At 60.1% G+C, this 21,122-nt stretch carries 19 protein-coding genes; 6 read left to right on the top strand and 13 right to left on the bottom strand.

Annotated elements, in window-relative coordinates; all coding sequences use genetic code 11:
* Positions 1-10 precede the first annotated feature (10 nt).
* Positions 11-1,144: a TIGR03364 family FAD-dependent oxidoreductase gene (locus NTD87_RS08610; protein ID WP_262113261.1), complete on the top strand. Its 1,134-nt coding sequence runs from the start codon at positions 11-13 to the stop codon at positions 1,142-1,144.
* On the top strand, positions 1,144-1,701 hold the full coding sequence (locus tag NTD87_RS08605; protein ID WP_262113258.1) for a phosphonate degradation HD-domain oxygenase: 558 nt from the start codon (positions 1,144-1,146) through the stop codon (positions 1,699-1,701). Before NTD87_RS08610 ends, NTD87_RS08605 begins: the two co-directional genes overlap by 1 nt.
* Positions 1,702-1,841: 140 nt before the next feature.
* Here the strand turns inward: NTD87_RS08605 and NTD87_RS08600 are convergent, their stop codons facing one another.
* The gene (locus NTD87_RS08600) at positions 1,842-3,227 is read right to left on the bottom strand and encodes a GTPase/DUF3482 domain-containing protein (RefSeq protein ID WP_262113257.1); all 1,386 of its coding nucleotides are present in this window, start codon (positions 3,225-3,227) and stop codon (positions 1,842-1,844) included.
* Entirely contained in the window at positions 3,220-4,599 is a 1,380-nt protein-coding gene (locus NTD87_RS08595; RefSeq protein WP_262113256.1) for a DUF2868 domain-containing protein, read from the bottom strand. The genes NTD87_RS08600 and NTD87_RS08595 overlap by 8 nt, the downstream gene beginning before the upstream one ends.
* A gap of 85 nt (positions 4,600-4,684) precedes the next feature.
* Between NTD87_RS08595 and NTD87_RS08590 the strand changes: the two genes are divergently transcribed.
* Positions 4,685-5,197, top strand: coding sequence for a dihydrofolate reductase (locus NTD87_RS08590; RefSeq protein WP_262113255.1), 513 nt, complete (start codon positions 4,685-4,687; stop codon positions 5,195-5,197).
* A gap of 116 nt (positions 5,198-5,313) precedes the next feature.
* Here NTD87_RS08590 and NTD87_RS08585 read toward each other — a convergent pair whose 3' ends face one another.
* From NTD87_RS08585 to NTD87_RS08560, 6 genes are all read right to left on the bottom strand, one after another.
* Entirely contained in the window at positions 5,314-6,705 is a 1,392-nt protein-coding gene (locus tag NTD87_RS08585; RefSeq protein WP_262113253.1) for an L-cystine transporter, read from the bottom strand.
* A 246-nt stretch (positions 6,706-6,951) separates the two neighbouring features.
* Positions 6,952-8,793, bottom strand: a complete 1,842-nt coding sequence (gene ilvD / locus NTD87_RS08580) for a dihydroxy-acid dehydratase (protein ID WP_262113251.1) — start codon at positions 8,791-8,793, stop codon at positions 6,952-6,954.
* A gap of 259 nt (positions 8,794-9,052) precedes the next feature.
* Positions 9,053-10,261: an MFS transporter gene (locus NTD87_RS08575; protein WP_262113249.1), complete on the bottom strand. Its 1,209-nt coding sequence runs from the start codon at positions 10,259-10,261 to the stop codon at positions 9,053-9,055.
* Complete coding sequence (locus NTD87_RS08570; RefSeq protein WP_262113260.1) at positions 10,254-11,231, bottom strand: diiron oxygenase; 978 nt, start codon at positions 11,229-11,231, stop codon at positions 10,254-10,256. The genes NTD87_RS08575 and NTD87_RS08570 overlap by 8 nt, the downstream gene beginning before the upstream one ends.
* A complete protein-coding gene (locus NTD87_RS08565) occupies positions 11,231-12,307 on the bottom strand; it encodes a SagB/ThcOx family dehydrogenase (RefSeq protein WP_262113247.1) in 1,077 nt (358 codons plus the stop codon). The genes NTD87_RS08570 and NTD87_RS08565 overlap by 1 nt, the downstream gene beginning before the upstream one ends.
* Positions 12,308-12,763: 456 nt before the next feature.
* Positions 12,764-13,960, bottom strand: a complete 1,197-nt coding sequence (locus tag NTD87_RS08560) for a class I SAM-dependent rRNA methyltransferase (RefSeq protein ID WP_262113246.1) — start codon at positions 13,958-13,960, stop codon at positions 12,764-12,766.
* Positions 13,961-14,160: 200 nt separating this feature from the next.
* On the opposite strand from NTD87_RS08560, the gene NTD87_RS08555 reads away from it, so the two are divergent.
* The 3 genes from NTD87_RS08555 to NTD87_RS08545 are packed head-to-tail and all read left to right on the top strand — an operon-like array spanning position 14,161 to position 16,197.
* Entirely contained in the window at positions 14,161-14,976 is an 816-nt protein-coding gene (locus tag NTD87_RS08555; protein ID WP_262113259.1) for an HDOD domain-containing protein, read from the top strand.
* A gap of 30 nt (positions 14,977-15,006) precedes the next feature.
* Positions 15,007-15,819, top strand: a complete 813-nt coding sequence (gene mutM, locus NTD87_RS08550; protein ID WP_262113245.1) for a bifunctional DNA-formamidopyrimidine glycosylase/DNA-(apurinic or apyrimidinic site) lyase — start codon at positions 15,007-15,009, stop codon at positions 15,817-15,819.
* Between the two features lie 54 nt (positions 15,820-15,873).
* Positions 15,874-16,197, top strand: a complete 324-nt coding sequence (locus NTD87_RS08545) for a multidrug transporter (RefSeq protein WP_262113244.1) — start codon at positions 15,874-15,876, stop codon at positions 16,195-16,197.
* Positions 16,198-16,348: 151 nt separating this feature from the next.
* Here the strand turns inward: NTD87_RS08545 and NTD87_RS08540 are convergent, their stop codons facing one another.
* From NTD87_RS08540 to NTD87_RS08520, 5 genes are all read right to left on the bottom strand, one after another.
* Positions 16,349-16,600 carry a YfhL family 4Fe-4S dicluster ferredoxin gene (locus NTD87_RS08540; RefSeq protein ID WP_008150569.1) on the bottom strand — a complete coding sequence of 84 codons (252 nt, stop codon included), beginning with the start codon at positions 16,598-16,600 and terminating at the stop codon, positions 16,349-16,351.
* Between the two features lie 142 nt (positions 16,601-16,742).
* Positions 16,743-17,222 carry a pantetheine-phosphate adenylyltransferase gene (gene coaD, locus NTD87_RS08535; protein WP_049711086.1) on the bottom strand — a complete coding sequence of 160 codons (480 nt, stop codon included), beginning with the start codon at positions 17,220-17,222 and terminating at the stop codon, positions 16,743-16,745.
* A 115-nt stretch (positions 17,223-17,337) separates the two neighbouring features.
* Positions 17,338-18,933: a GMC family oxidoreductase gene (locus NTD87_RS08530; RefSeq protein WP_262113242.1), complete on the bottom strand. Its 1,596-nt coding sequence runs from the start codon at positions 18,931-18,933 to the stop codon at positions 17,338-17,340.
* A gap of 135 nt (positions 18,934-19,068) precedes the next feature.
* The gene (locus tag NTD87_RS08525) at positions 19,069-19,614 is read right to left on the bottom strand and encodes a twin-arginine translocation pathway signal protein (protein ID WP_262113241.1); all 546 of its coding nucleotides are present in this window, start codon (positions 19,612-19,614) and stop codon (positions 19,069-19,071) included.
* 26 nt (positions 19,615-19,640) lie between these two features.
* Complete coding sequence (locus tag NTD87_RS08520; RefSeq protein ID WP_262113240.1) at positions 19,641-21,071, bottom strand: coniferyl aldehyde dehydrogenase; 1,431 nt, start codon at positions 21,069-21,071, stop codon at positions 19,641-19,643.
* Positions 21,072-21,122 lie beyond the last annotated feature (51 nt).

Here is a 21,122-nt window from a genome sequence, read left to right as displayed (position 1 = left end):
ACAACTCCTAATGACTCACCACAGCGACATGCTGATCGTCGGCGCCGGCATTCTGGGTTTGTCCCACGCCTTCGCCGCAGCCAAACGCGGTTTGAAGGTCAAGGTCTTCGAACGCAGTGCCACGCCGTTGGGCGCGTCGGTGCGCAACTTTGGCCAGGCGCTGGTCACCGGCCAACCACCGGGGCAGATGCTTGAACTGGCCAAGGCCAGCCGAGAAATCTGGGGCCAATGGGCGCAATTGGCGGGCTTGCAGCTCAAGCGCAACGGCTCGTATTTGTTTGCTCGTACCGAAGCTGAAGAGCAATTGCTGGAAGCCTTCTGTGCCGGGCGCGCCATCGAACACGGTTATCGAGTCGAGCTATTGCGCGGCGCCGCATTGCGCGATCTGTACGGCGGCCAGTTCCGGCATCACCGTGCGGCATTGCACGGTCTGGATGACCAACAACTGTATTCGCGCGAAGCGATCCCGGCGTTGATCGACTACCTGCGCCGCGACCTCGGCGTGGAGTTTCACTTCTCCACCCTGGTGCGCGACATCGAACCCGGCCGTGTGCACAGCACCGCGGGCAGCTTCACGGGCGAGCAGATTATCGTCTGTTCCGGCCACGATTATCAGACCCTGCTGGCCGAGCCGATTACTGCGCTCAAGCCGCAGATCTGCCGTCTGCAAATGCTCCGCGCCCGGCCGCAGATCAACCTCAACCTGCAACACGCGCTGCTCACCGGTCTGAGTTGCGTGCACTACGGCGCATTCGCCGATCTGCCGGAAGCTGCGGCAGTGCAGGCGCAGATTCTGCGTGAGGCGCCGCATTTGCACGAACACGGCATTCACCTGCTGATCAGCCCGACGCCGCACGGCGAACTGATTATTGGTGATTCCCACGACTACGGCAGCGACCCGTCACCGTTCAATGCTGAGCAGGTCGATAACTGGATGCTCGAACTGGCCGAGCAGACCCTGGGCTGCAAGGTGCAAGTGGTCGAGCGCTGGCAGGGCGTCTACGGTGCTCGCGGGGCAGTGCCGTTTTCGTTCTTGCAGGCCGCACCGGGCGTGCATGCCGCATTGATGCACACGGGCGTCGGCATGAGCGTCGGGCCGGCGATGGCTGAACGTAACGTCAGGACCTTGTTGGGAGAGCACTGATGGGCCACAACGAACAGGTGATCGCCGAAGTGTTCGGCTGGTACGAGCGCTTCGGTGACAGCGATTACATCGGCGAACCGGTATCGCAGATCGAGCACATGTCCCAGGCCGCTGAACGGGCCATGGCCGAAGGCTTCGACAATGAAGTGGTGCTGGCCGCGTTCTTCCATGACATCGGGCACCTCTGCGCCGAGAACGCCGAGAACATGGGCGGTTTTGGCGTGGTCAGCCATGAACGCCTCGGCGCCGATTACCTGCGTCGCCTGGGTTTTAGCGAACGCATGGCGCGGCTGGTGGAATATCACGTTCAGGCCAAGCGTTACCTGACGTTCAAAGAGCCGGGTTACTACGAACGCTTGAGCGAGGCCAGCCGGCGCACGCTGGAGTATCAGGGCGGGGTGATGACGGCTGCCGAGGCGCAGGCGTTTGAGCGGGATCCGTTGTGTGCGATTAGCCTGCGGATGCGCCAGTGGGATGAGCAGGCGAAGGCGATGTGGGTGCCGGTGATTGATCTTGAGATATTGAAAGAGAAGGCTGGGCGATTATTGGCGGCGTAGAGCCGTGGAACCGAGTGGCTGCCATCGCGAGCAGGCTCGCTCCCACACTGGACCTCCTGTGAACACACAATTTGTGAGCACCAGAGATCAAATGTGGGAGCGAGCCTGCTCGCGATGGGGTCGGTACAGACGCTCGAGATTCAAGCCTCGATCACCTTCTGCGCCAACACCTCAACCTGCTCCTGCCGCTCCGCCTGACTCAACTTCGCCTGAGGATTGAGCGACGACCACTGCGGATGCGCCCGCGCCTTGCTCAGTGCCTCGGGCAATTTCCCTTCGCGCCAGCTCTTGTCCTGTGGCGTGGCGACCTGGATGCTGTCCATCGCCGCGTGCCCGCGCAGGTTCAAGGCCTGCACCAGTTGCCGCTGACGCAATGCCAACAAACGCAACACGCTGTCGTCGACGGTCAGCTCGCGCTGGCCTTTGATTTTGCCCAGCAAGCGGCTGCCGTAACTGCGCGCCGTTTGCAGGGCGCCACCGGCAATCGCCCCGGCCAGTGCCGCCGCGCCGAGGGTCAGGCCGCCCACCAGCAAGTCCACGCCGGCACCGGCTGCCGCGCCAGCGGCGATCCCGCTACCGACCCGCACACCCAATTGTCTGAGGGTTTCGGGGTTGAACAAATCATCGCCCCAACGGCCATCCAGCAGCGGCAAGTCGCTGGCGTCGGCGTCCTGTGGGCGGAACGCGTACAGCTTGAGCAGTGCTTCGACGCAGCGTTGTTCGCGTTGGCGAACGGCTTTGCGCAGTTCGCTGATGGCCTGCTGTTCCTGCTCAGCGTCACTGACCACGCTGCGCCGACACGCCGCGCAGTCGATCAGCAGTTCGGCGATCAAACGTGCCGCGCTTTGCTGGCGCGCTTTGCGTTGGGCCTGTTGGTCGACGATCAATCGCTCAAGCTGTCCACGCGCACTTTCCATCAACAAGGCGAGGCTTTCATAGAGGCGCCGCTCGCCATCCTCGGGCGGTGCCACGCTGTCAAAACGCACCAGCGCATGCAGCCCCAGCCGTGCCAGGGCTTCGCGCCAATCCGGCTCGCGCTGATTGGCGCTGCTGACGAAATTCAGTACAGGCAGCAGCGGTTTGCCGCAACCGGCCAGTACTTCGAGTTCATCGCAGTACTTGGCCAGCACCGGCTCGCGGGCGTCGATCACGTACAGGCCGGCGTCGGAGGCCAACAGTTGGCGCAGCACTTTGGCTTCCTGCTCGAATCGCTGACGCGCTTCACTGCCGTCGAGAAAACGTGCCAGTCGTGCCGGACCGTCGAGGCGTTCGCCGGGACGCTCCAGGCGCTCCAGGTGATCGAGCAGGGCAATGGCGTCTTCCAGCCCCGGCGTGTCGTAGAGTTCGAGCAAGGCTTCGCCATCGACGGACAATCGAGCGCCCTCGACATGCCGGGTAGTACTGGGGCGATGGGAGACCTCACCGAAACCGACGTCGCGGGTCAAGGTGCGCAGCAATGAGGTTTTGCCGACGTTGGTGTGGCCGACCACGGCGAGTTTCAGCGGCCGCTTTTTGGAGTCAGTCATGACCCGACTCCAGCCAGTTCATCGGTGCGCAATCGGCGAACGGTAACTTCAACTGTTGCAGCGCGGTGTGCCAGTCGCCGAGGCGATCGGCGTCGAGTGCCTGACCGGGTGGCGCTTGCAGCAGCCAGATCCGTGTTGCGCTGGCGCTGCGGGCGAGCTCGGCGATCAACGCCAGACTGCCGCGATCCGGCGAGCGTCGAGGGTCACAGGCAATGGCCAGGCGTTCCGGTGGGAAACGGGTCAGTTGTTCCAGCAACTTTTGTCGGGATTCGCGGCTGTCGAGGATGCCCGCGTTTTTAACGTTCTTCGGCAGTTGTGGTGGCCATGGGCGTTGGTCGTCCAGCTCGATGGCCACCAGTAACGCGCCGTCGCTGTCCAGCGAGTTGGCATCGCTTTCGACCTGATGCAGACGTTCAGGTGCTGCATCGTTGACACCAAGGCGTTCGCTGCTCGGCATCAGCCGTTCGCGCAACGGCGCGTAACCGGGCAGGTTCAGGTCCAGGTGCAACGCAGTGCGCCCGGTCTTCCAGCGCCACAGGCAGAACAGCGCGAGCAGCAAACGCGGCAACACGCCGTACACCAGCAACACCCCGACCAACCATGCGGCCCAGGCTTGCCGGGCGCTTTCGATGTTCAGCGCGGTGTCGCCGCTGGCGCGAATCATCTCCACGGTCGGCACGCTGAAGCCGAGCAATGCGGGCAGCGCGCCGAGGGTCTGGGTCATGACGACGAAGGTCTCGCCGCTGAGAATCGTGGTTTCCCAGACGAAGCCGTAGCGCCGGGTCGCCATCAGCATCAGCAGAATCGCCAGGGCGCTGAGCATCGCCAGCAGCCACAAGCCGTTGACCAGTACACCGAGCACCCAGCGATTGAGTTTCTGGCGTTGCAGCAACAGCAGCAGGGCCGGTGCCAGTTGTGCGGCTTTGGCGTCGCGGGCGAATTTTTCGCTGAGCCACAACCATAAACGGCCGAGTGTGGCGCCGTAATCGCCAGCGAATATCAGGCCCGAAGCCCAGCTCAACAGCAGAATCAGGTTCAGTCCGAGCAGGCTGCCCAGAGCCCAGAACACGTTGACCGGGGTCTGGCCGTCGTTCAACGCGGCGAACGCCAGGCCGGCGCCACTGACGATCGCCAGCACGGCCAGTACGACCAGCGCCAGTCGCGCACCTTGCAGCCAATGGCGCAGGGCGCCGGTCAAGCCATCGCGCTCGGCCAGCCACAGGGCGCGCGCCTCGATGCGGGTTGGCAAGTCGCCGCCAGCGCTGCGGGCCAGTCGGTTGGCTTCCTGGTCCTCCAGAGCGCCTGCGTGTTCCTCGCGCAGGCGGATGGTTTCGGTTAGCCAGAGCTTTGTCAGTGGTGTCAGTTCAGTCACGCGGCATCCCGTCGCTCAAATGAACGCTGAGCATAACCGCTGTGGCGCTTATCGGGGTAAGCAAGGCTCTGGTATCCTCGCCGACATGAAAAAAACTCTCCCCCTCAGCCTGATCGCAGCCCTCGGTGAAAACCGGGTGATCGGCGTCGACAACAGCATGCCCTGGCACTTGCCGGGTGATTTCAAATACTTCAAGGCCACCACGCTGGGCAAGCCGATCATTATGGGTCGCAAGACCTGGGATTCGCTCGGTCGCCCGTTGCCTGGCCGGCTGAACATCGTGGTCAGCCGTCAGGCCGACCTGCAACTTGAAGGCGCAGAAGTCTATCCGTCGCTGGAAGCAGCGGTGGTTCGGGCGCAGGAATGGGCGCTGGAGCAGGGCGTCGATGAGCTGATGCTGATTGGCGGCGCGCAGTTGTACGCGCAAGGCTTGGCACAGGCCGACCGGCTGTACCTGACCCGCGTGGCGCTGAGCCCCGAGGGTGATGCATGGTTTCCGGAGTTTGATTTGAACCAGTGGAAACTGGTGTCGAACGTTCCGAATCCGGCGGAAGGCGACAAACCGGCGTACAGTTTTGAGGTGTGGGAGAAGGCCTAAAAGCATCGCGAGCAGGCTCGCTCCCACACTGGATTTCAGTTGTTCACAAAATCTGTGGCTAACCTGAAACCCTGTGGGAGCGAGCCTGCTCGCGATGGCGGTCTGTCAGGCGCAGCTTAAGCCTGCGCCAATTCCTCGTGCTCATCCGCCTCCAGCAGCTCTTTGTCAGTCTGCTGCATGATCTGGCTGGTGATCGCGCCAGCGGTCATCGAGCCACTGACGTTCAACGCCGTGCGGCCCATGTCGATCAGCGGCTCAACCGAGATCAGCAGTGCCACCAGTGACACCGGCAAGCCCATGGCCGGCAGCACGATCAGCGCGGCGAACGTTGCGCCGCCACCGACACCGGCAACCCCTGCCGAACTCAAAGTCACAATCGCCACCAGGGTCGCGATCCACAGCGGGTCCAGCGGGTTGATGCCCACGGTCGGTGCAACCATCACCGCTAACATTGCAGGATAAAGTCCGGCACAGCCGTTCTGGCCAATGGTCGCGCCGAACGAGGCGGCGAAACTGGCGATCGATTGTGGAATGCCCAAGCGACGGGTTTGCGCTTCGATGCTCAGCGGAATGCTTGCGGCGCTGGAGCGGCTGGTGAAGGCGAAGGTCAGTACTGGCCAGACTTTACGGAAGTAGCGCAGCGGGTTGATCCCGGCCAGCGACACTAACAGGCCGTGAACCACGAACATCAGGCCCAGGCCAATGTAGGAAACCACCACGAAGCTGCCGAGTTTGATGATGTCTTGCAGGTTGGAACCGGCGACCACTTTGGTCATCAGCGCCAATACGCCGTACGGGGTCAACTTCATCACCAATCGCACCAGACGCATCACCCAGGCTTGTAGGGTGTCGATGGCGTTGATCACTTTCTGACCTTTTTCGACATCATCCTTGAGCAGTTGCAGCGCCGCGACCCCGAGGAATGCAGCGAAAATCACCACACTGATAATCGAGGTCGGCTTGGCCCGGGCCAGATCGGCGAACGGGTTCTGCGGGATGAACGACAGCAACAGCTGCGGGACATTCAGGTCAGCAACCTTGCCCGCGTAGTCGGTTTGAATGGTTTGCAGACGGGCCATTTCCTGGGTGCCGGCCACCAGGCCTTCGGCGGTCAGGCCGAACAGATTGGTCAAGCCAATGCCGATCAGCGCCGCAATGGCGGTGGTGAACAGCAGGGTGCCAATGGTCAGGAAGCTGATCTTGCCCAACGACGAAGCGTTATGCAGACGGGCCACGGCGCTAAGGATAGAGGCGAACACCAGAGGGATCACGATCATTTGCAGCAACTGCACATAACCGTTGCCCACCAGATCGAACCAGCCGATCGAGGCTTTGAGCACTGGGTTGCCGGCACCATAGATCGTGTGCAGAGCAACACCGAACACCACGCCCAGCACCAGCGCGACCAGGACTTTCTTGGCCAGGCTCCAGGTGGTATGACGGGTTTGTGCCAGGCCGAACAGTAAGGCGAGGAACACCAGCAGATTGAGGATCAGCGGCAGATTCATTGAGACTCCAAAAAGACTTGTGCCAATCGCATTCCGGGGCGATTGCGAACCGGCAAGCCTAACAGCTTGATATCTAATGAATTAATATCAAAAACGCATGGTGACTGTCGTTTTTGGAATAAGGCCGTGATGCTGTGGCGTGGACGCAGAGTGCCCCTTGAAGCATTGCCACGCGGGAGTGTAGGAGCGATCAATACGAAAATGCCCCGCACTTGGCGGGGCATTTATGTGTTCAACGGTTAAGCATTACAGCCCGTCGAGCATCGCTTTGTTACGCACTGCACCCTTGTCGGCACTGGTGGCCAGCAAGGCGTAGGCTTTCAGTGCGGTGGTCACTTTACGTGGACGCACTTCGACCGGTTTCCAGCCTTTCTTGTCCTGTTCAACACGGCGTGCCGCCAGTTCTTCGTCGCTGACCAACAGGTTGATCGAGCGGTTCGGAATGTCGATCAGCACTTTGTCGCCGTCCTGCACCAGACCGATTGCTCCACCGGCAGCGGCTTCTGGCGAAGCGTGGCCGATGGACAGGCCCGAAGTGCCGCCGGAGAAGCGACCGTCGGTGAGCAAGGCGCAGGCTTTGCCCAGGCCTTTGGATTTCAGGTAGGACGTTGGGTAGAGCATTTCCTGCATGCCCGGGCCGCCTTTCGGACCTTCGTAGCGAATGATGACGATATCGCCTGCTTTCACTTCGTCGGCGAGGATGCCGCGCACGGCGCTGTCCTGGCTTTCGAAGATCTTCGCGTTGCCTTCGAAGACGTGAATCGACTCATCGACGCCCGCGGTTTTCACCACGCAGCCGTCCAGGGCGATGTTGCCGTACAGCACGGCCAGGCCGCCTTCTTGCGAGTAGGCGTGTTCGACACTGCGGATGCAGCCGTTTTCACGGTCATCGTCCAGGGTTTCCCAACGGGTCGACTGGCTGAACGCGGTCTGGGTCGGGATGCCCGCAGGACCAGCCTTGAAGAAGTGGTGAACCGCTTCGTCAGTGGTCTGGGTGATGTCCCACTTGGCGATACCTTCGGCCATGGTTTTGCTGTGCACGGTCGGCAGGTCGGTGTGCAGCAGACCGCCACGGGCGAGGGAGCCCAGGATGCTGAAAATCCCGCCGGCGCGGTGCACGTCTTCCATGTGGTACTTCTGGATGTTCGGCGCAACTTTGCACAGTTGCGGAACGTGGCGCGAAAGACGGTCGATGTCCTTCAGATCGAAATCGATCTCGGCTTCCTGAGCGGCGGCCAGCAAGTGCAGGATGGTGTTGGTCGAGCCGCCCATGGCGATGTCCAGCGTCATGGCGTTTTCGAACGCCTTGAAGTTGGCGATGTTACGCGGCAACACCGACTCATCGTTCTCGCCGTAGTAGCGTTTGCACAGCTCGACGATGGTGCGGCCGGCCTGCAGGAACAACTGCTCGCGGTCGCTGTGGGTGGCCAGTGTCGAACCGTTGCCGGGCAGTGCCAGACCGAGGGCTTCGGTCAGGCAGTTCATCGAGTTGGCGGTGAACATGCCGGAGCACGAACCGCAGGTCGGGCAGGCGCTGCGCTCGTACTCAGCGACTTTCTCGTCAGACGCGCTGGAGTCGGCGGCGATCACCATGGCGTCGACCAGGTCGAGGCCGTGGCTGGCGAGTTTGGTCTTGCCGGCTTCCATCGGGCCGCCGGAAACGAAGATCACCGGGATATTCAGGCGCAGGGCGGCCATCAGCATGCCTGGGGTGATCTTGTCGCAGTTGGAGATGCACACGATGGCGTCGGCGCAGTGGGCGTTGACCATGTATTCGACGGAGTCGGCGATGATCTCGCGGCTCGGCAGCGAATAGAGCATGCCGTCATGGCCCATGGCGATGCCGTCATCGACCGCGATGGTGTTGAATTCCTTGGCGACGCCGCCAGCGCGTTCGATCTCGCGGGCGACCAGTTGGCCGAGGTCCTTGAGGTGGACGTGGCCCGGTACGAACTGGGTGAACGAGTTGGCAATGGCAATGATCGGCTTTTTGAAGTCGTCATCTTTCATCCCCGTGGCGCGCCACAGTGCGCGGGCGCCGGCCATGTTGCGGCCATGGGTGGATGTTTTCGAGCGGTAATCAGGCATGGAGCACTCCGGGCGGCAAATCAGGTATCAAAAGGGGAGTGAGCTTCTATTGACCTCGCTGACACACAGCAATAACCGTGTGCCCGGAGGATGCTGATGACTTTGCGGGATCGCCGCGCGCCTCAGCCTGAGCTCATAAACCCGCCGGGGGATGACTGGCGATGAATCATTCGATTCTACACCGCTGGCGTCAGGAAGGAATGCCGGGAAACGTTGAACCAGGGCCTGCAAAGCGCGAGGAGTGACGATTGGCCGGCCATCAGTCGGTAATCAGCCCAGGCTGGCGCCGCTGGGTCAGGGTATTCAAGGTCAGTCCCGCGACACTCAGCACAATGAAACACAACGACAGGGACGTTTGCAGGTCGTCGACAGTCAGGTTGACCAACACGCTGATCAAGCCGCCGACGATGAAGATCAGCGTGCTACCGGCCGAGGCGGACGTCCCGGCGCTGTCGGCAAAAATGTTCATGGCGCTGGACGTGGCGGCCGGGCGTGCGATGGTGGTTCCGGCGGTGCAGATGATCATCGGGACCAGCACAGTCAGGGTCGACAGGCCGAATTGATTCGACAGGTAGAGCATTACCAGACCTGACAGCAGGATCAGGCAAAGCCCGGTGATGATCTGGACATTGGGGTTGATTCGTCTGCCCAGCAGTACCGCGAGAATGCCGCCGATAACGTACGCCGCACCATAGGTCAGCAAGGTCAGCGAGAACTCGTAGGCCGACAGCTGCAATTGCTCCATGAAGATCAGTGGCGAGGTGACGATGAAGGAAAAATGGCAGGCGAATGCAAAGGCTGAAATGAGCCACCAGGCGAGAAAGTTGAAGTCGCTACAGACTCGTCGATAGGCCTGAAAGATGTTTGTGTGCGGCCCGGCGCTCTTGCTGGGGGTACTCTCGAGAAAGAAGCAGGTCTTCAAAAATACGGCGACTGCCAGCGCGATAAAGACCAGGAAGCTGCCCGACCAGTCCATCAGCTCTTGTAGAAAGGTCCCGGCCAGCGGTGAGACGGAAATGAAAATGCCAGTGGCGGTGACCATCAATATCCGCAGCCGGTCACGCTCCTGGCCTTCGAACAGGTCCTGCACCAGCGCCTGGGACAGCACGAAACAGCCACAGCCCAGTGCCTGGATGACGCGGAACAACAGAAAGTAGACGTACTCGGTGGACAACGCGCAGCCGATGGCACCGAGCACTGAAACAACCATGCCTGCCAGCAACAGACCCTTGCGGCCAATGATGTCCGAAAGTGGTCCGATCAGCAGTTGAGAGATGGCAATCCCGATGGCGAACAGGCTGATGGAGAATGCGATATCGGCCTGCGCTGTCTGGAAATGCTCCGACAGCGCAGGAAACGACGGCAGCAGGACGTCAATCGGGAACACCCCGAGCAGGGTCATCGCCATCAACAGACCAACGGCGCCCCTGCGTTTTTTGTCGCCGATTGCTGCCATCACTTCAGGCATCGATCAGTCCCGCCTTGACGAAGAGTTGCTGGTTGTAGGGCAATGCAAAGAAGCCGGAATTTTTCATTGCCCGTAGCGTAGACGCGGCTCCCGAACGGGTGCGCTGGATATCTGCTTCCTTACCTGAAACACCGCTGATTATGTCGGCCCTCGCTTCCGAGGGCAGGCCGACGCTGTGCAGGCTTTCGCTCAGCCATTGTTCATCGATCTCAAAAAAGGCCTTGATGACTTCCAGTAGAAATTTCGCGGCGAACGTGCGTTGGCTGCTGTTCATCGTCAGCCACAGATAGTTGAACACCTCGCAGAAATATCGGCTGTGTCGGGCCTCGTCTACCAGGTGGTCAGTGAGCATTTCGTGGACATTGGAAACCAGGCTGTCGCGGGTAATGTCGAGTAGCTCCTTGGCGATGATCGTCTCCGAGACAAACCCGACCAGGAACCAGGCATGGGCCTTGTACTGATCGCGAGTGTTGTCGACCAAGGCCTTTAGTCGGTGTATCCGGCGCGGTGTCGTGGGGCGATTTTTTATCCCGTAGAGGGCTGCGACTTGCTCGGCAACCAGGTTGGAGAACAGCGCGTGATAACCCTCGTCGGTGTAGAGCTGAAGGGCTGCGGTCTTCATCCGTACGGGGATCGTGACGCCGAGTTCTCCCTGCACGATGGTCTCGACTGCGCGGTTGACGATTCGGTGTTCGAGCACGGTGGTGTAGTCGAGGAAGTACACCAGATGGTTGGCGGTCAACCGATGGCGGATCGATTCGCCGGCTTCTTCAATCAGTGGGTGTTTCAAATAGGGCAGGAAGGTTGGCGGGAACCATGCTTTGGTTTCCAGTTCACGCTCAAGTCCAGGAGGTAGCAGGTAAGCGTTCTGGCTGGTCCGCACCGATGCGTTGTTGTTCCAGTCGCCCAGGGTAAACCTGTGGATCAGCGAGACTGGCCGGGATTCGGGTTCATTGATTGCAATGGGCATCATCGGGCTTCCTGGCGGTTGATCAGGGCGTTCAACTCGTCGCACAGCGCTTGTCCATCACCCTGTCCGCAGCCGACAAAAAACAAAGGCTGTTCTGCACTGTCTTGTAGCCCCAATAGCGCCTCGACCCGATCGTCTGCAAGGGCACCGGTCAGCCAGGTGTTCAGCCCCAAAGCGGTGGCGATCAGCTGGAAGGTTTGAGAGATGTGGCCGGCTTCGACATAGGCCATTCGGTAGGCCCGCGAGTGTTCGTATTTCCACCACAGCGCATCGAAGCGCGAGGTGATGAACAGGCCGAATGGCAGGTTGTTGATGAAGTGCTGACCGCACAGCAGTTGACCGAGCGGCTCGTCAGGCAAGGGATTCACCAGGCTCAGTGCGTGCTGATCGCTGTGGTAGCAATAGAGACCTGGCTTCAATGCACTGACATTTCGCACATAGATGAACCCTTCACAGGCATTCAGCCCACCACCGGAAGGGCTGCTGCGTCTGGCCCCGAGGCCTTCAGGAATGGCGTTGTCGCTATCGCTTTCGCGCTCTTTCAGATGACCGAGTGACAGGTACAGCAGTGTGCTGATGTCGTTGAGCGAGACCGGATCGTCATTGAAGGAGCGACAGGTTTTTCTGCTGAACAATGAACGGACCAGAGAACTTGCCGGCGAGCTGGAAGGGGAAGGCAGGACAATCAGATCGCCTGTCGGGCGTAGCGCACGCATCGCCGTTGGCGCGGGTGCGGCCAGCACTTCATTGCAATGATCCAGATACTGTTTTGACCATTCATGAACATCGTTCGGTGTTTGTTCGCTGGGAATGTTTTTTGTGCCGATATGGAAGATTTTTGAAAGTTCATCCCACCCCCATTCAACCGTGTTCTGTTTTGAAAGGGTCAGTATGTTGGCAGCGAGAAAGTCGCAATCTATTGTATTGCTGCTGTTAAATTGCTCGGGCTCTTCAATGAGTTGTGCGAGACGAGTTGAATAGTCCAGGTTTAGTTCGTACTGAGTATGGTTGTTGTAATCCCAGACTATTAGATAGGGAGGGCGGGCGAGCATGAATAAATGTGGGTTTATATGCATGGTGGCTGGAATACTCTGAAGGTTGTCAGAGAGGGCGCTGGGGCGCCGGCACTCCCCAGCGTCTCAATCACTTAACGGGCTTTTGGAGCGACCAGAAAAGCCAGGTTAGCGATTTTGTTAGCTTCCAGATTAATTGCTTTCATTTTTGTAACTCCCTGTAGTCAAGCAGTTTGTAGTGAGTAGTGTGCGCCACCTGCTGGGTGACATTTAGAGAATAGTTCGTATTGAACTTTCATCAAGGGAGAATTTGGTAGGAGCATTCCAGTAGTTTTGTGGGAGTGATCCTGCAGATTAGGGCTGATTGTAAGTTTTATTAACTGGATTGGTGGGCGCGCGGAAACTTCCTGCAAGTTGATAGGGCTGCAAGAGTAAGAAAGTTATGTTTTTGGTCTGGCGAAAGTTCGCCGGGGAGGGCTGTAACGGGGAGCCGGTGGGCTCCCCGCCAAGCCAGCGAACTCAGCTGTTAGGCAGCAGTCGGCAGGTGATGCTCTTGATGTAGCGGGTTTCAGGGATCGCCGGGTGGACCGGGTGATCCGGACCCTGACCGCCACGTTCCAGCAGCTGGATGTTGCGGTCCAGGTGACGGGCACTGGTCAGCAGGATGTTCTGCAGATCATCTTCAGGCAGGTGCATCGAGCACGATGCGCTGACCAGGATGCCGTCCTTGCTGAGCAGGCGCATGGCTTGCTCGTTCAGGCGACGGTAGGCACCTTCGCCGTTTTTCAGGTCTTTCTTGCGCTTGATGAAGGCTGGCGGGTCAGCAACGATCACGTCGAAACGCTCTTCGCTGGCCTTGAGTTCTTTCAGGGCTTCGAACACATCGCCTTCGATGCAGGTGACTTTCTCGGCAAAGCCGTTCAGTGCAGCGTTGCGCTCGACGCCGTCGAGGGCGAAGGACGAGGCATCGACGCAGAACACTTCACTGGCGCCGAAGGCAGCAGCTTGCACGCCCCAGCCACCGATGTAGCTGAACAGGTCGAGTACGCGCTTGCCCTTGGCGTAAGGTGCCAGGCGCGCGCGGTTCATGCGGTGGTCGTAGAACCAGCCGGTTTTCTGGCCTTCCATGACCGGCGCTTCGAACTTCACGCCGTTCTCTTCCAGGGCAACCCACTCCGGCACCAGGCCGAACACGGTTTCGACGTAGCGGTTGAGGCCTTCGGCGTCGCGCGCGGCGGAGTCATTCTTGAACAGAATGCCGCTTGGCTTGAGCACTTGGGTCAGCGCGGCAATCACGTCTTCTTTATGGGCTTCCATGGTCGCCGAAGCGATCTGCACCACCAAGATGTCGCCGAAACGGTCGACCACCAGGCCCGGCAGCAGGTCGGAGTCGCCATAGACCAGGCGATAGAACGGCTTATCGAACAGACGCTCGCGCAGGGACAGCGCAACATTGATGCGGTGCACCAGCAGCGACTTGTCGAGCGGCAACTTGATGTCCCGCGACAGCAGGCGAGCGCAGATCAGGTTGTTCGGGCTCATGGCGACGATGCCCAGCGGCTTGCCGCCAGCAGCTTCGAGAATCGCTTGATCGCCAGCCTTGAAGCCGTGCAGTGGGGTGGCGGCTACGTCGATTTCGTTACTGTAAACCCACAGGTGACCGGCGCGCAGGCGACGGTCGGCGTTGGCTTTGAGGCGCAAGCTTGGCAGGGACATGACGTCGCTCCAGGTGAAAAAAAGAGCGGGATTATAGCGCTAGATGGGTAGCTGCAGCGCGGTTGTTTATGGGCTTTGCGTCGGACGGATCGCCCATGTGGCGGATTTTTTCCGCTAGAATCGCCTCCTGCCAAGAGTGAGTACTTATGTCCCAAGAGCTATCTTCCGAACAGATTCAACAGGCCCTGCAAGGCATTAGCGTGCCGCCTCAGCCGCAAATCATGGTGGATTTGCAGATGGAGCAGTACATGCCGGACCCGGACCTGGAAGTGATCGCGAAGTTGATCTCCCAGGACCCGGGCCTCTCTGGTGCATTGTTGAAGATCGTCAACTCGCCGTATTACGGCTTGAGCAACAAGATCGCTTCGATCCAGCGTGCAGTGAACCTGCTGGGCAGTCGCTCGGTCATCAACCTGATCAACGCACAGTCGATCAAGGGCGAGATGAATGACGACACCATTGTCACCCTGAACCGATTCTGGGATACCGCCCAGGACGTGGCGATGACCAGCCTGAGCCTGGCCAAGCGCATTGGCTCACAGGCGGTGGACGAGGCTTATGCGTTGGGCCTGTTCCACGATTGTGGCGTGCCGTTGATGCTCAAGCGCTTCCCCAACTATATGTCGGTGCTGGAAGAGGCCTACGCCAATGCCGGCGCCGAGTGCCGGGTGGTGGATACCGAGAACCGTGTACTCAACACCAACCACGCCGTGGTCGGTTATTACACCGCGAAGTCCTGGCGCTTGCCGGAGCATGTGACCAACGCGATCGCCAATCACCACAATGCGCTGGCGATTTTCAGCGACGAGTCTTCGTGCAACAGCCAACTGAAGAACCTGCTGGCGATCCTGAAAATGGCCGAACACATCTGTGCCTCGTATCGAGTGCTGGGCAATCAGACCGAAGACCACGAGTGGAACAGCGTCGGGCATCTGGTGCTCGACTATGTCGGCCTCTCGGACTACGACTTCGAAAACCTGAAACAGACGATTCGCGAGCTCGGCGCTCATCATTGAGTGTCGGACTTTTCTTGAGCTGAGAGCGCCATGCCTGAATTACCAGAAGTCGAAACCACCCGCCGCGGTATTGCGCCGTTCCTGGAAGGCCAGCGCGTCAGCCGCGTGATCGTGCGTGAGCGTCGCCTGCGCTGGCCGATCCCTGAGGACCTCGATGTGCGGCTGTCCGGGCAACGCATCGTGTTGGTGGAGCGACGCGCCAAGTATTTGCTGATCAACGCCGAAGTCGGCACCTTGATCAGCCATTTGGGCATGTCGGGGAATTTGCGTCTGGTGGAAGTCGGCTTGCCGGCGCTCAAGCACGAGCATGTGGACATTGAGCTTGAGTCTGGCCTGGCCCTGCGATACACCGACCCTCGACGTTTTGGTGCGATGCTCTGGAGCCTTGACCCGCTCAATCACGAACTACTGGTTCGTCTGGGGCCGGAGCCGCTGACCGATCTGTTCGATGGCGAGCGGCTGTTCCAGCTGTCACGCGGACGTTCGATGGCGGTCAAACCGTTCATCATGGACAACGCTGTGGTGGTGGGGGTTGGCAATATTTATGCGACCGAAGCACTGTTTGCTGCCGGGATCGACCCGCGCCGCGAGGCCAAGGGGATTTCCCGGGCGCGCTATTTGAGGCTGGCGATCGAGATCAAACGCATTCTGGCCGCCGCTATCGAACGTGGCGGCACGACGCTGCGCGACTTTATTGGCGGTGATGGCCAGCCGGGTTACTTCCAGCAAGAGCTGTTCGTGTACGGCCGTGGTGGTGAACAGTGCAAGGTCTGTGGCACAGAATTGCGGGAAGTTCGCCTGGGGCAGCGTGCCAGCGTCTTTTGCCCACGCTGTCAAAGCTGAGAGATCTCACGGTCTATAGTCAGTGTTCCCACTGCCCAGGCGAAGGACCGTGCCATGACTTTGATTCAAACGCTTGCTGCCGCGCTGCTGTTGAACATCGGTTTATCTGCCCAGGCGTCTGATGGCGGCAGTGGCGACCCCAGTTACAGCATCCACAACCCACCGGCCTACGCGATGATCGGCGATCTGCTGATCGCCCGCCCGTTGCTGGTGGTGGCGACGGTGATCGGTGCGGGAGTGTTTGTCGTGTCCTTGCCGTTTACCGCGCTGGGCGGCGGCATAGGCGATGCGGGACAGGCATTGGTGGTCGATCCGGCGAAAGCGGCGTTCGTCCGGTGCCTGGGGTGTATCGGGCAAGGGTTTGAACAGCAGCAGTGAACATCGTGGGTTTGGGTGGTGTTGCTGCTGGCTCTATCGCGAGCAGGCTCGCTCCCACACAGGATCTATGTCGAGCACACATGTTGTGTACACCACAAAGCCAATGTGGGAGCGAGCCTGCTCGCGATAGGGCCTTAAAGGCGCCGAATACTCAAGCCTTGCCAGTGAGCTTGCGGTACTTCTCCATCAACTGCTCTTCAGTCTCTGGATGAGCTTCGTCCAGCGGGATGCAATCCACCGGGCAAACCTGCTGGCACTGTGGCTCGTCGTAGTGGCCGACGCACTGGGTGCAGAGGTTCGGGTCGATCACGTAGATCTCTTCGCCCTGGGAGATGGCGGCGTTCGGGCACTCGGGTTCGCAGACGTCGCAGTTGATGCAATCGTCGGTGATGATCAGGGACATTGGGACTCCTGCCGGGGTAGTCTGCCCTGGCATCTGAAAACTAATGCGTACAATTGTGCCGCATCGGCGCCCGCAGTGCACGCGGACGCGATGTTTTACGGACCGCAGGCGGCGGCCAGCGCCTAATAGACGCCGGTCGGGCTTACTTCTTGAAGCGCAGGGTCAGGGCGTCGGCCACGGCAGGGTGGACGAACTTGGTGATATCGCCGCCCAGGGCTGCAATTTCACGGACCAGCGTCGAAGAAATGAACGAATAACGCTCGGACGGGGTAAGAAACAGGCTTTCCACATCCGGGGCCAATTGGCGGTTCATGTTGGCCAACTGGAATTCGTATTCGAAATCCGACACTGCGCGCAGGCCACGCAGGAACACGTTGGCATTCTGCTCCTTGGCGAAATGCGCTAGCAGCGTCGCAAAGCCGACGACTTCGACGTTCGGCAGATGTTTGGTGACCTCGCGGGCCAGCTCCACACGCTGTTCCAGGGGAAATAGCGGGTTTTTCTTCGGGCTGGCGGCGACGGCGATGATCACATGATCGAACAGGCGCGAGGCGCGTTCGACCAGATCGCCATGGCCCTTGGTAATAGGGTCGAAGGTACCTGGGTACAACACTCGGTTCATCGCGTCGTCCTGGCGGGAGTCCGTTGGGGAGTCGGATGGTATCGCAGCCTTCCCGGTCGGCCAAGTCGCCTTTGGGGTAAGAAAGCACTATAGACGGTGCGAACAATCTGTTTCTTCACGCTGTTTTTAAACGTTCGGCCAGCGCTGTCGCCAGTTGCGCGGTCAGTCCGTAGATCGACAATTGCGGGTTCGCGCCAATGCTGGTGGGAAACAGCGAACCATCATGGATCGACAGATTACTCAGTTGATGATGACGCCCGAGGCTGTCGGTGACGGCGTTTTTCGGGTTTTCCCCCATGGCACATCCGCCCATCACATGAGCGCTGCCCAGTCGCGTGCGGTACAGCTCAAGGCTCAGACCGTCGATCAAGGTGCGGGCTTCGGCGAGGGTTTTCACGTAGCGCGCATCGGCGTGCATCGGCATGACCGCCTTGGCGCCACCGGCAAACTGAATCTCGGCCATGCTGTGAAACGCCCGACGCAACCCGTCCCAGGCATAGGCGGAGACCTGATAGTCGAGCACCGGCGTGCCATCGCCGCGCAACTCGACGCTGCCGCCAGGGCTGTCTGGGTGAAAACCGTCGCGCAGCAGCGCCAGCATCGCGTGGGTGTGCGGCAGTTGCTGCATGTGCTGGGCGTTCTCCTTGCCAAAACCGCCAAGCAGGGTAGCCGCCAGTGCGGGTTGTAGCGGTGGCACTTCAAGCTTGTAGGACATTTTGCCGGTGGTGCCATCCAGCCACTGAAAGTGGTCGGAGTAAATCGACTGCGGCGCGCCGTAGAACGGGTTGATCACTTCGTCGAACAGCCCGGCGGACATGTTTACCAGATGCAGAAAGGTTCGTTTGCCAAGGCGTCCATAGGGGTCCGGGGCTTTGGAGCGCAGCAGTAGCGCCGGGCTGTTGATGCCACCGCCGGCCAGCACGTAATGCCGCGCCTTGACGGTGATGCTGCGCCCGGTCGGCGCCACGCAGCGCTCATCCATTGCTACGCAATGCAGGCCGGTGATCTTGTCATCCTTGATCAGCAGTTGTTCGGCGCGGGCGAGGTAGAGCAGCTCGCCGCCTTTTTCCAGGGTCGCCGGAATGGTGGTGACCATCATCGATTGCTTGGCGTTGGTCGGGCAGCCCATGCCGCAGTAGCCGAGGTTCCAGCAACCGCGCACATTGCGCGGGATCACATGCCAGCTGTAGCCGAGCTGTTCACAACCCTTTTTGATCACGTCGTTGTTGGCGTTGGGCGGGACCATCCATGGGGCGACACCGAGGCGTTGCTCCATTTTTTCGAACCACGGCGCCATCTCCGCCGGGCTGTGGCCTTTGACCTCGTGTTCCTTGGCCCAGTGTTCGAGTGTCGGTTCGGGGGTGCGAAAGCTTGAGGTCCAGTTGATCAGCGTCGTGCCGCCGACTGCACGGCCTTGCAGGATGGTAATCGCGCCGTCCTTGCTCATGCGGCCGATGCCTTCCTGATAGAGGCTGGAATAGGCCTGGTCTTCGAGCATCTTGAAATCGCTGCTGGTCTTGAGCGGGCCTTCTTCGATCAGCAGCACCTTGTAGCCGGCGGCGCTGAGGATTTCGGCGGTGGTGCCGCCGCCCGCGCCGCTGCCGATGACGGCAATGTCGGCTTCCAGCGTCAGATCATTCGCAAGTTGCGAGCCGTTGTAGGTTTTCCAGCCGCGGGCCAGGCCTTCACGGAACGGATCGGGTACGGGCATCTTCAGGCTCTCTCTTGTTGTTATGGTCTGGATAGGGTGGTGTGCTTCAGGGCCTTTTCGCGAGCAGGCTCGCTTCCACAGGGTTTATCCGATCAATGTGGGAGCGAGCTTGCTCGCGATGGGGGCGCCACGGCCTCAAACGGTAGGCGGTCCTGGGTATCCGCAGTGCGCCCATGATTCGGCGCGGCCGTACCAGGCCATCATCACCAGTTGCAGGATCGAGCTGTGGCCCATGCGCAACAGGCTCAGCGAGCTGTTTTCCCAGCGTTGCAGGAAGTGCTGGATGTCATCGTTGCTGGCGTTTTCCCAACTGCCCCAAATCCCGGTCAACGGTCCGCGGGTCACGCTCATGCCGAGAACATCGAACAGTTGCTGGGTCAGCTTGAGCATTTCCGGCGACAGGTGGTTGAGGCCGTTGTCCAGCGATTGCAGGGTACTTTCGAGGGCGGCCGGGAGTTTCTCGACGGCCACGGCACCGTCGAGCATCACCGGGATCAGCGCCCGCAAAAACGGTAAATCAGTACTGCGCAAAATGGTGAAGCCGCTGGCCGGGTTACTGGCCGAGCACCCACTGAGGCTGGCGCCAAGGCCGGCAGTGGTCAGGAACGCCGTGGCGCAGAGGCTGAATTTAAGCAGGCCGCGCCGTGACAGCGCGGGGGATTCGGACAGGCTTGGGTTCATTATTGTTATTACCCGGTCATGAGGTTTCAGCGGATGAACAGTTTCTGGATCAGCTTCTGGATCGACTTGCCGTAAGGCGGGTAAATCAGCTTCGCCGCGTTGAAGCGCTGCTTGATCAACACACCTTTGGCCTTGCTGAAGGTCAGGAAGCCTTCACGGCCGTGGTAATGGCCCATGCCCGACGCGCCGATGCCGCCAAACGGCATGTCGTCCTGTGCGACGTGCAGCAAGGTGTCGTTCAGGCACACGCCGCCGGAATGGGTTTCGTTGAGCACGCGATTCTGTTCGGCCTTGTTGTAGCCAAAGAAGTACAGCGCCAGCGGACGTGGCCGCTGGTTGATGTAGGCAAAGGCCTGATCCAGGTTCTTGTAAGGCACGATCGGCAGCACCGGGCCAAAGATTTCATCCTGCATCACGATCATCTCGTCGCTGACATTCAGCAGCAGGCTGTGGCTCATGCGCCGGCCCTGATCCTGTTCGAACATCGGGATCAGCAGCGCGCCCTTGCTGGTGGCGTCGCTGAGGTAGCTGTGCAGACGCGCCAATTGGCGTTCATTGATGATGGCGGTGTAGTCCGGGTTGTCCGCGAGTGTCGGATAAAACCCACGAACAGCCTGGCGATAGGCTTCGACGAAGGAGCCGACCCGGTCTTCCGGCACCAGGACGTAGTCCGGTGCGACACAGGTTTGTCCGGCATTCAGGGTTTTACCGAAGGCAATGCGTTCGGCGGCGTCCTTGAGCGGTACATCGTGGGAAACGATGGCCGGCGATTTGCCGCCCAGCTCCAGTGTCACCGGCGTCAGGTTCTCGGCCGCCGCGCGCATGACATGTTTGCCGATGCTGGTGGCACCGGTGAACAGTAGGTGATCGAAGGGCAATTTGGAGAAGGCCATGCCGACCTCGGCTTCGCCCAACACCACGCATACCAGATCTTCGGGGAATACTTTGGCCAGCAGGGTTTTGAGCAGTTGCCCGGTGGCCGGCGTGGATTCGCTAAGCTTGAGCATCACCCGGTTGCCCGCCGACAGCGCACCGACCAAGGGGCCGATGGCCAGGTACAACGGGTAGTTCCACGGCACGATGACCCCGACCACGCCCAGCGGCTGATAAACCACCTTGGCCGCTGCCGGCTGAAAGGCGATGCCGACCTTGCGCGGGGACGCTTTCATCCAGTTTTTGAGGTGTTTGCTGGCGTAATGAATGCCGTGCAGGCTGGGCATCAACTCGGCGAGCAGGGTTTCATCGGCACTGCGGTGGCTGAAATCCTGGCTGATCGCGTCGATCAAGGCCTGACGCTCATCGCTCAGCACGTTACGTAACGCCTTGAGCCATTGCTGGCGCTGCGCGGCCGGTGGCATCGGGTGAGCTGCGTAGGCCTGACGCTGGGCGGTAAACAGATCGTGGAGCTCACTCAATGACTGCTGGGAGTTTTGCAGGTAGGCAATGTCGGCGGGCATGGCAGCTCCGGTTTTTTTAGAATGATGAGGTTTTTAGAGTCTATGCTCTAA

Origin of the sequence: Pseudomonas sp. 6D_7.1_Bac1 (genome assembly GCF_025465945.1) — a bacterium.
Classification (GTDB): domain Bacteria; phylum Pseudomonadota; class Gammaproteobacteria; order Pseudomonadales; family Pseudomonadaceae; genus Aquipseudomonas.
This window is presented reverse-complemented; position numbering and strand designations above follow the sequence as displayed.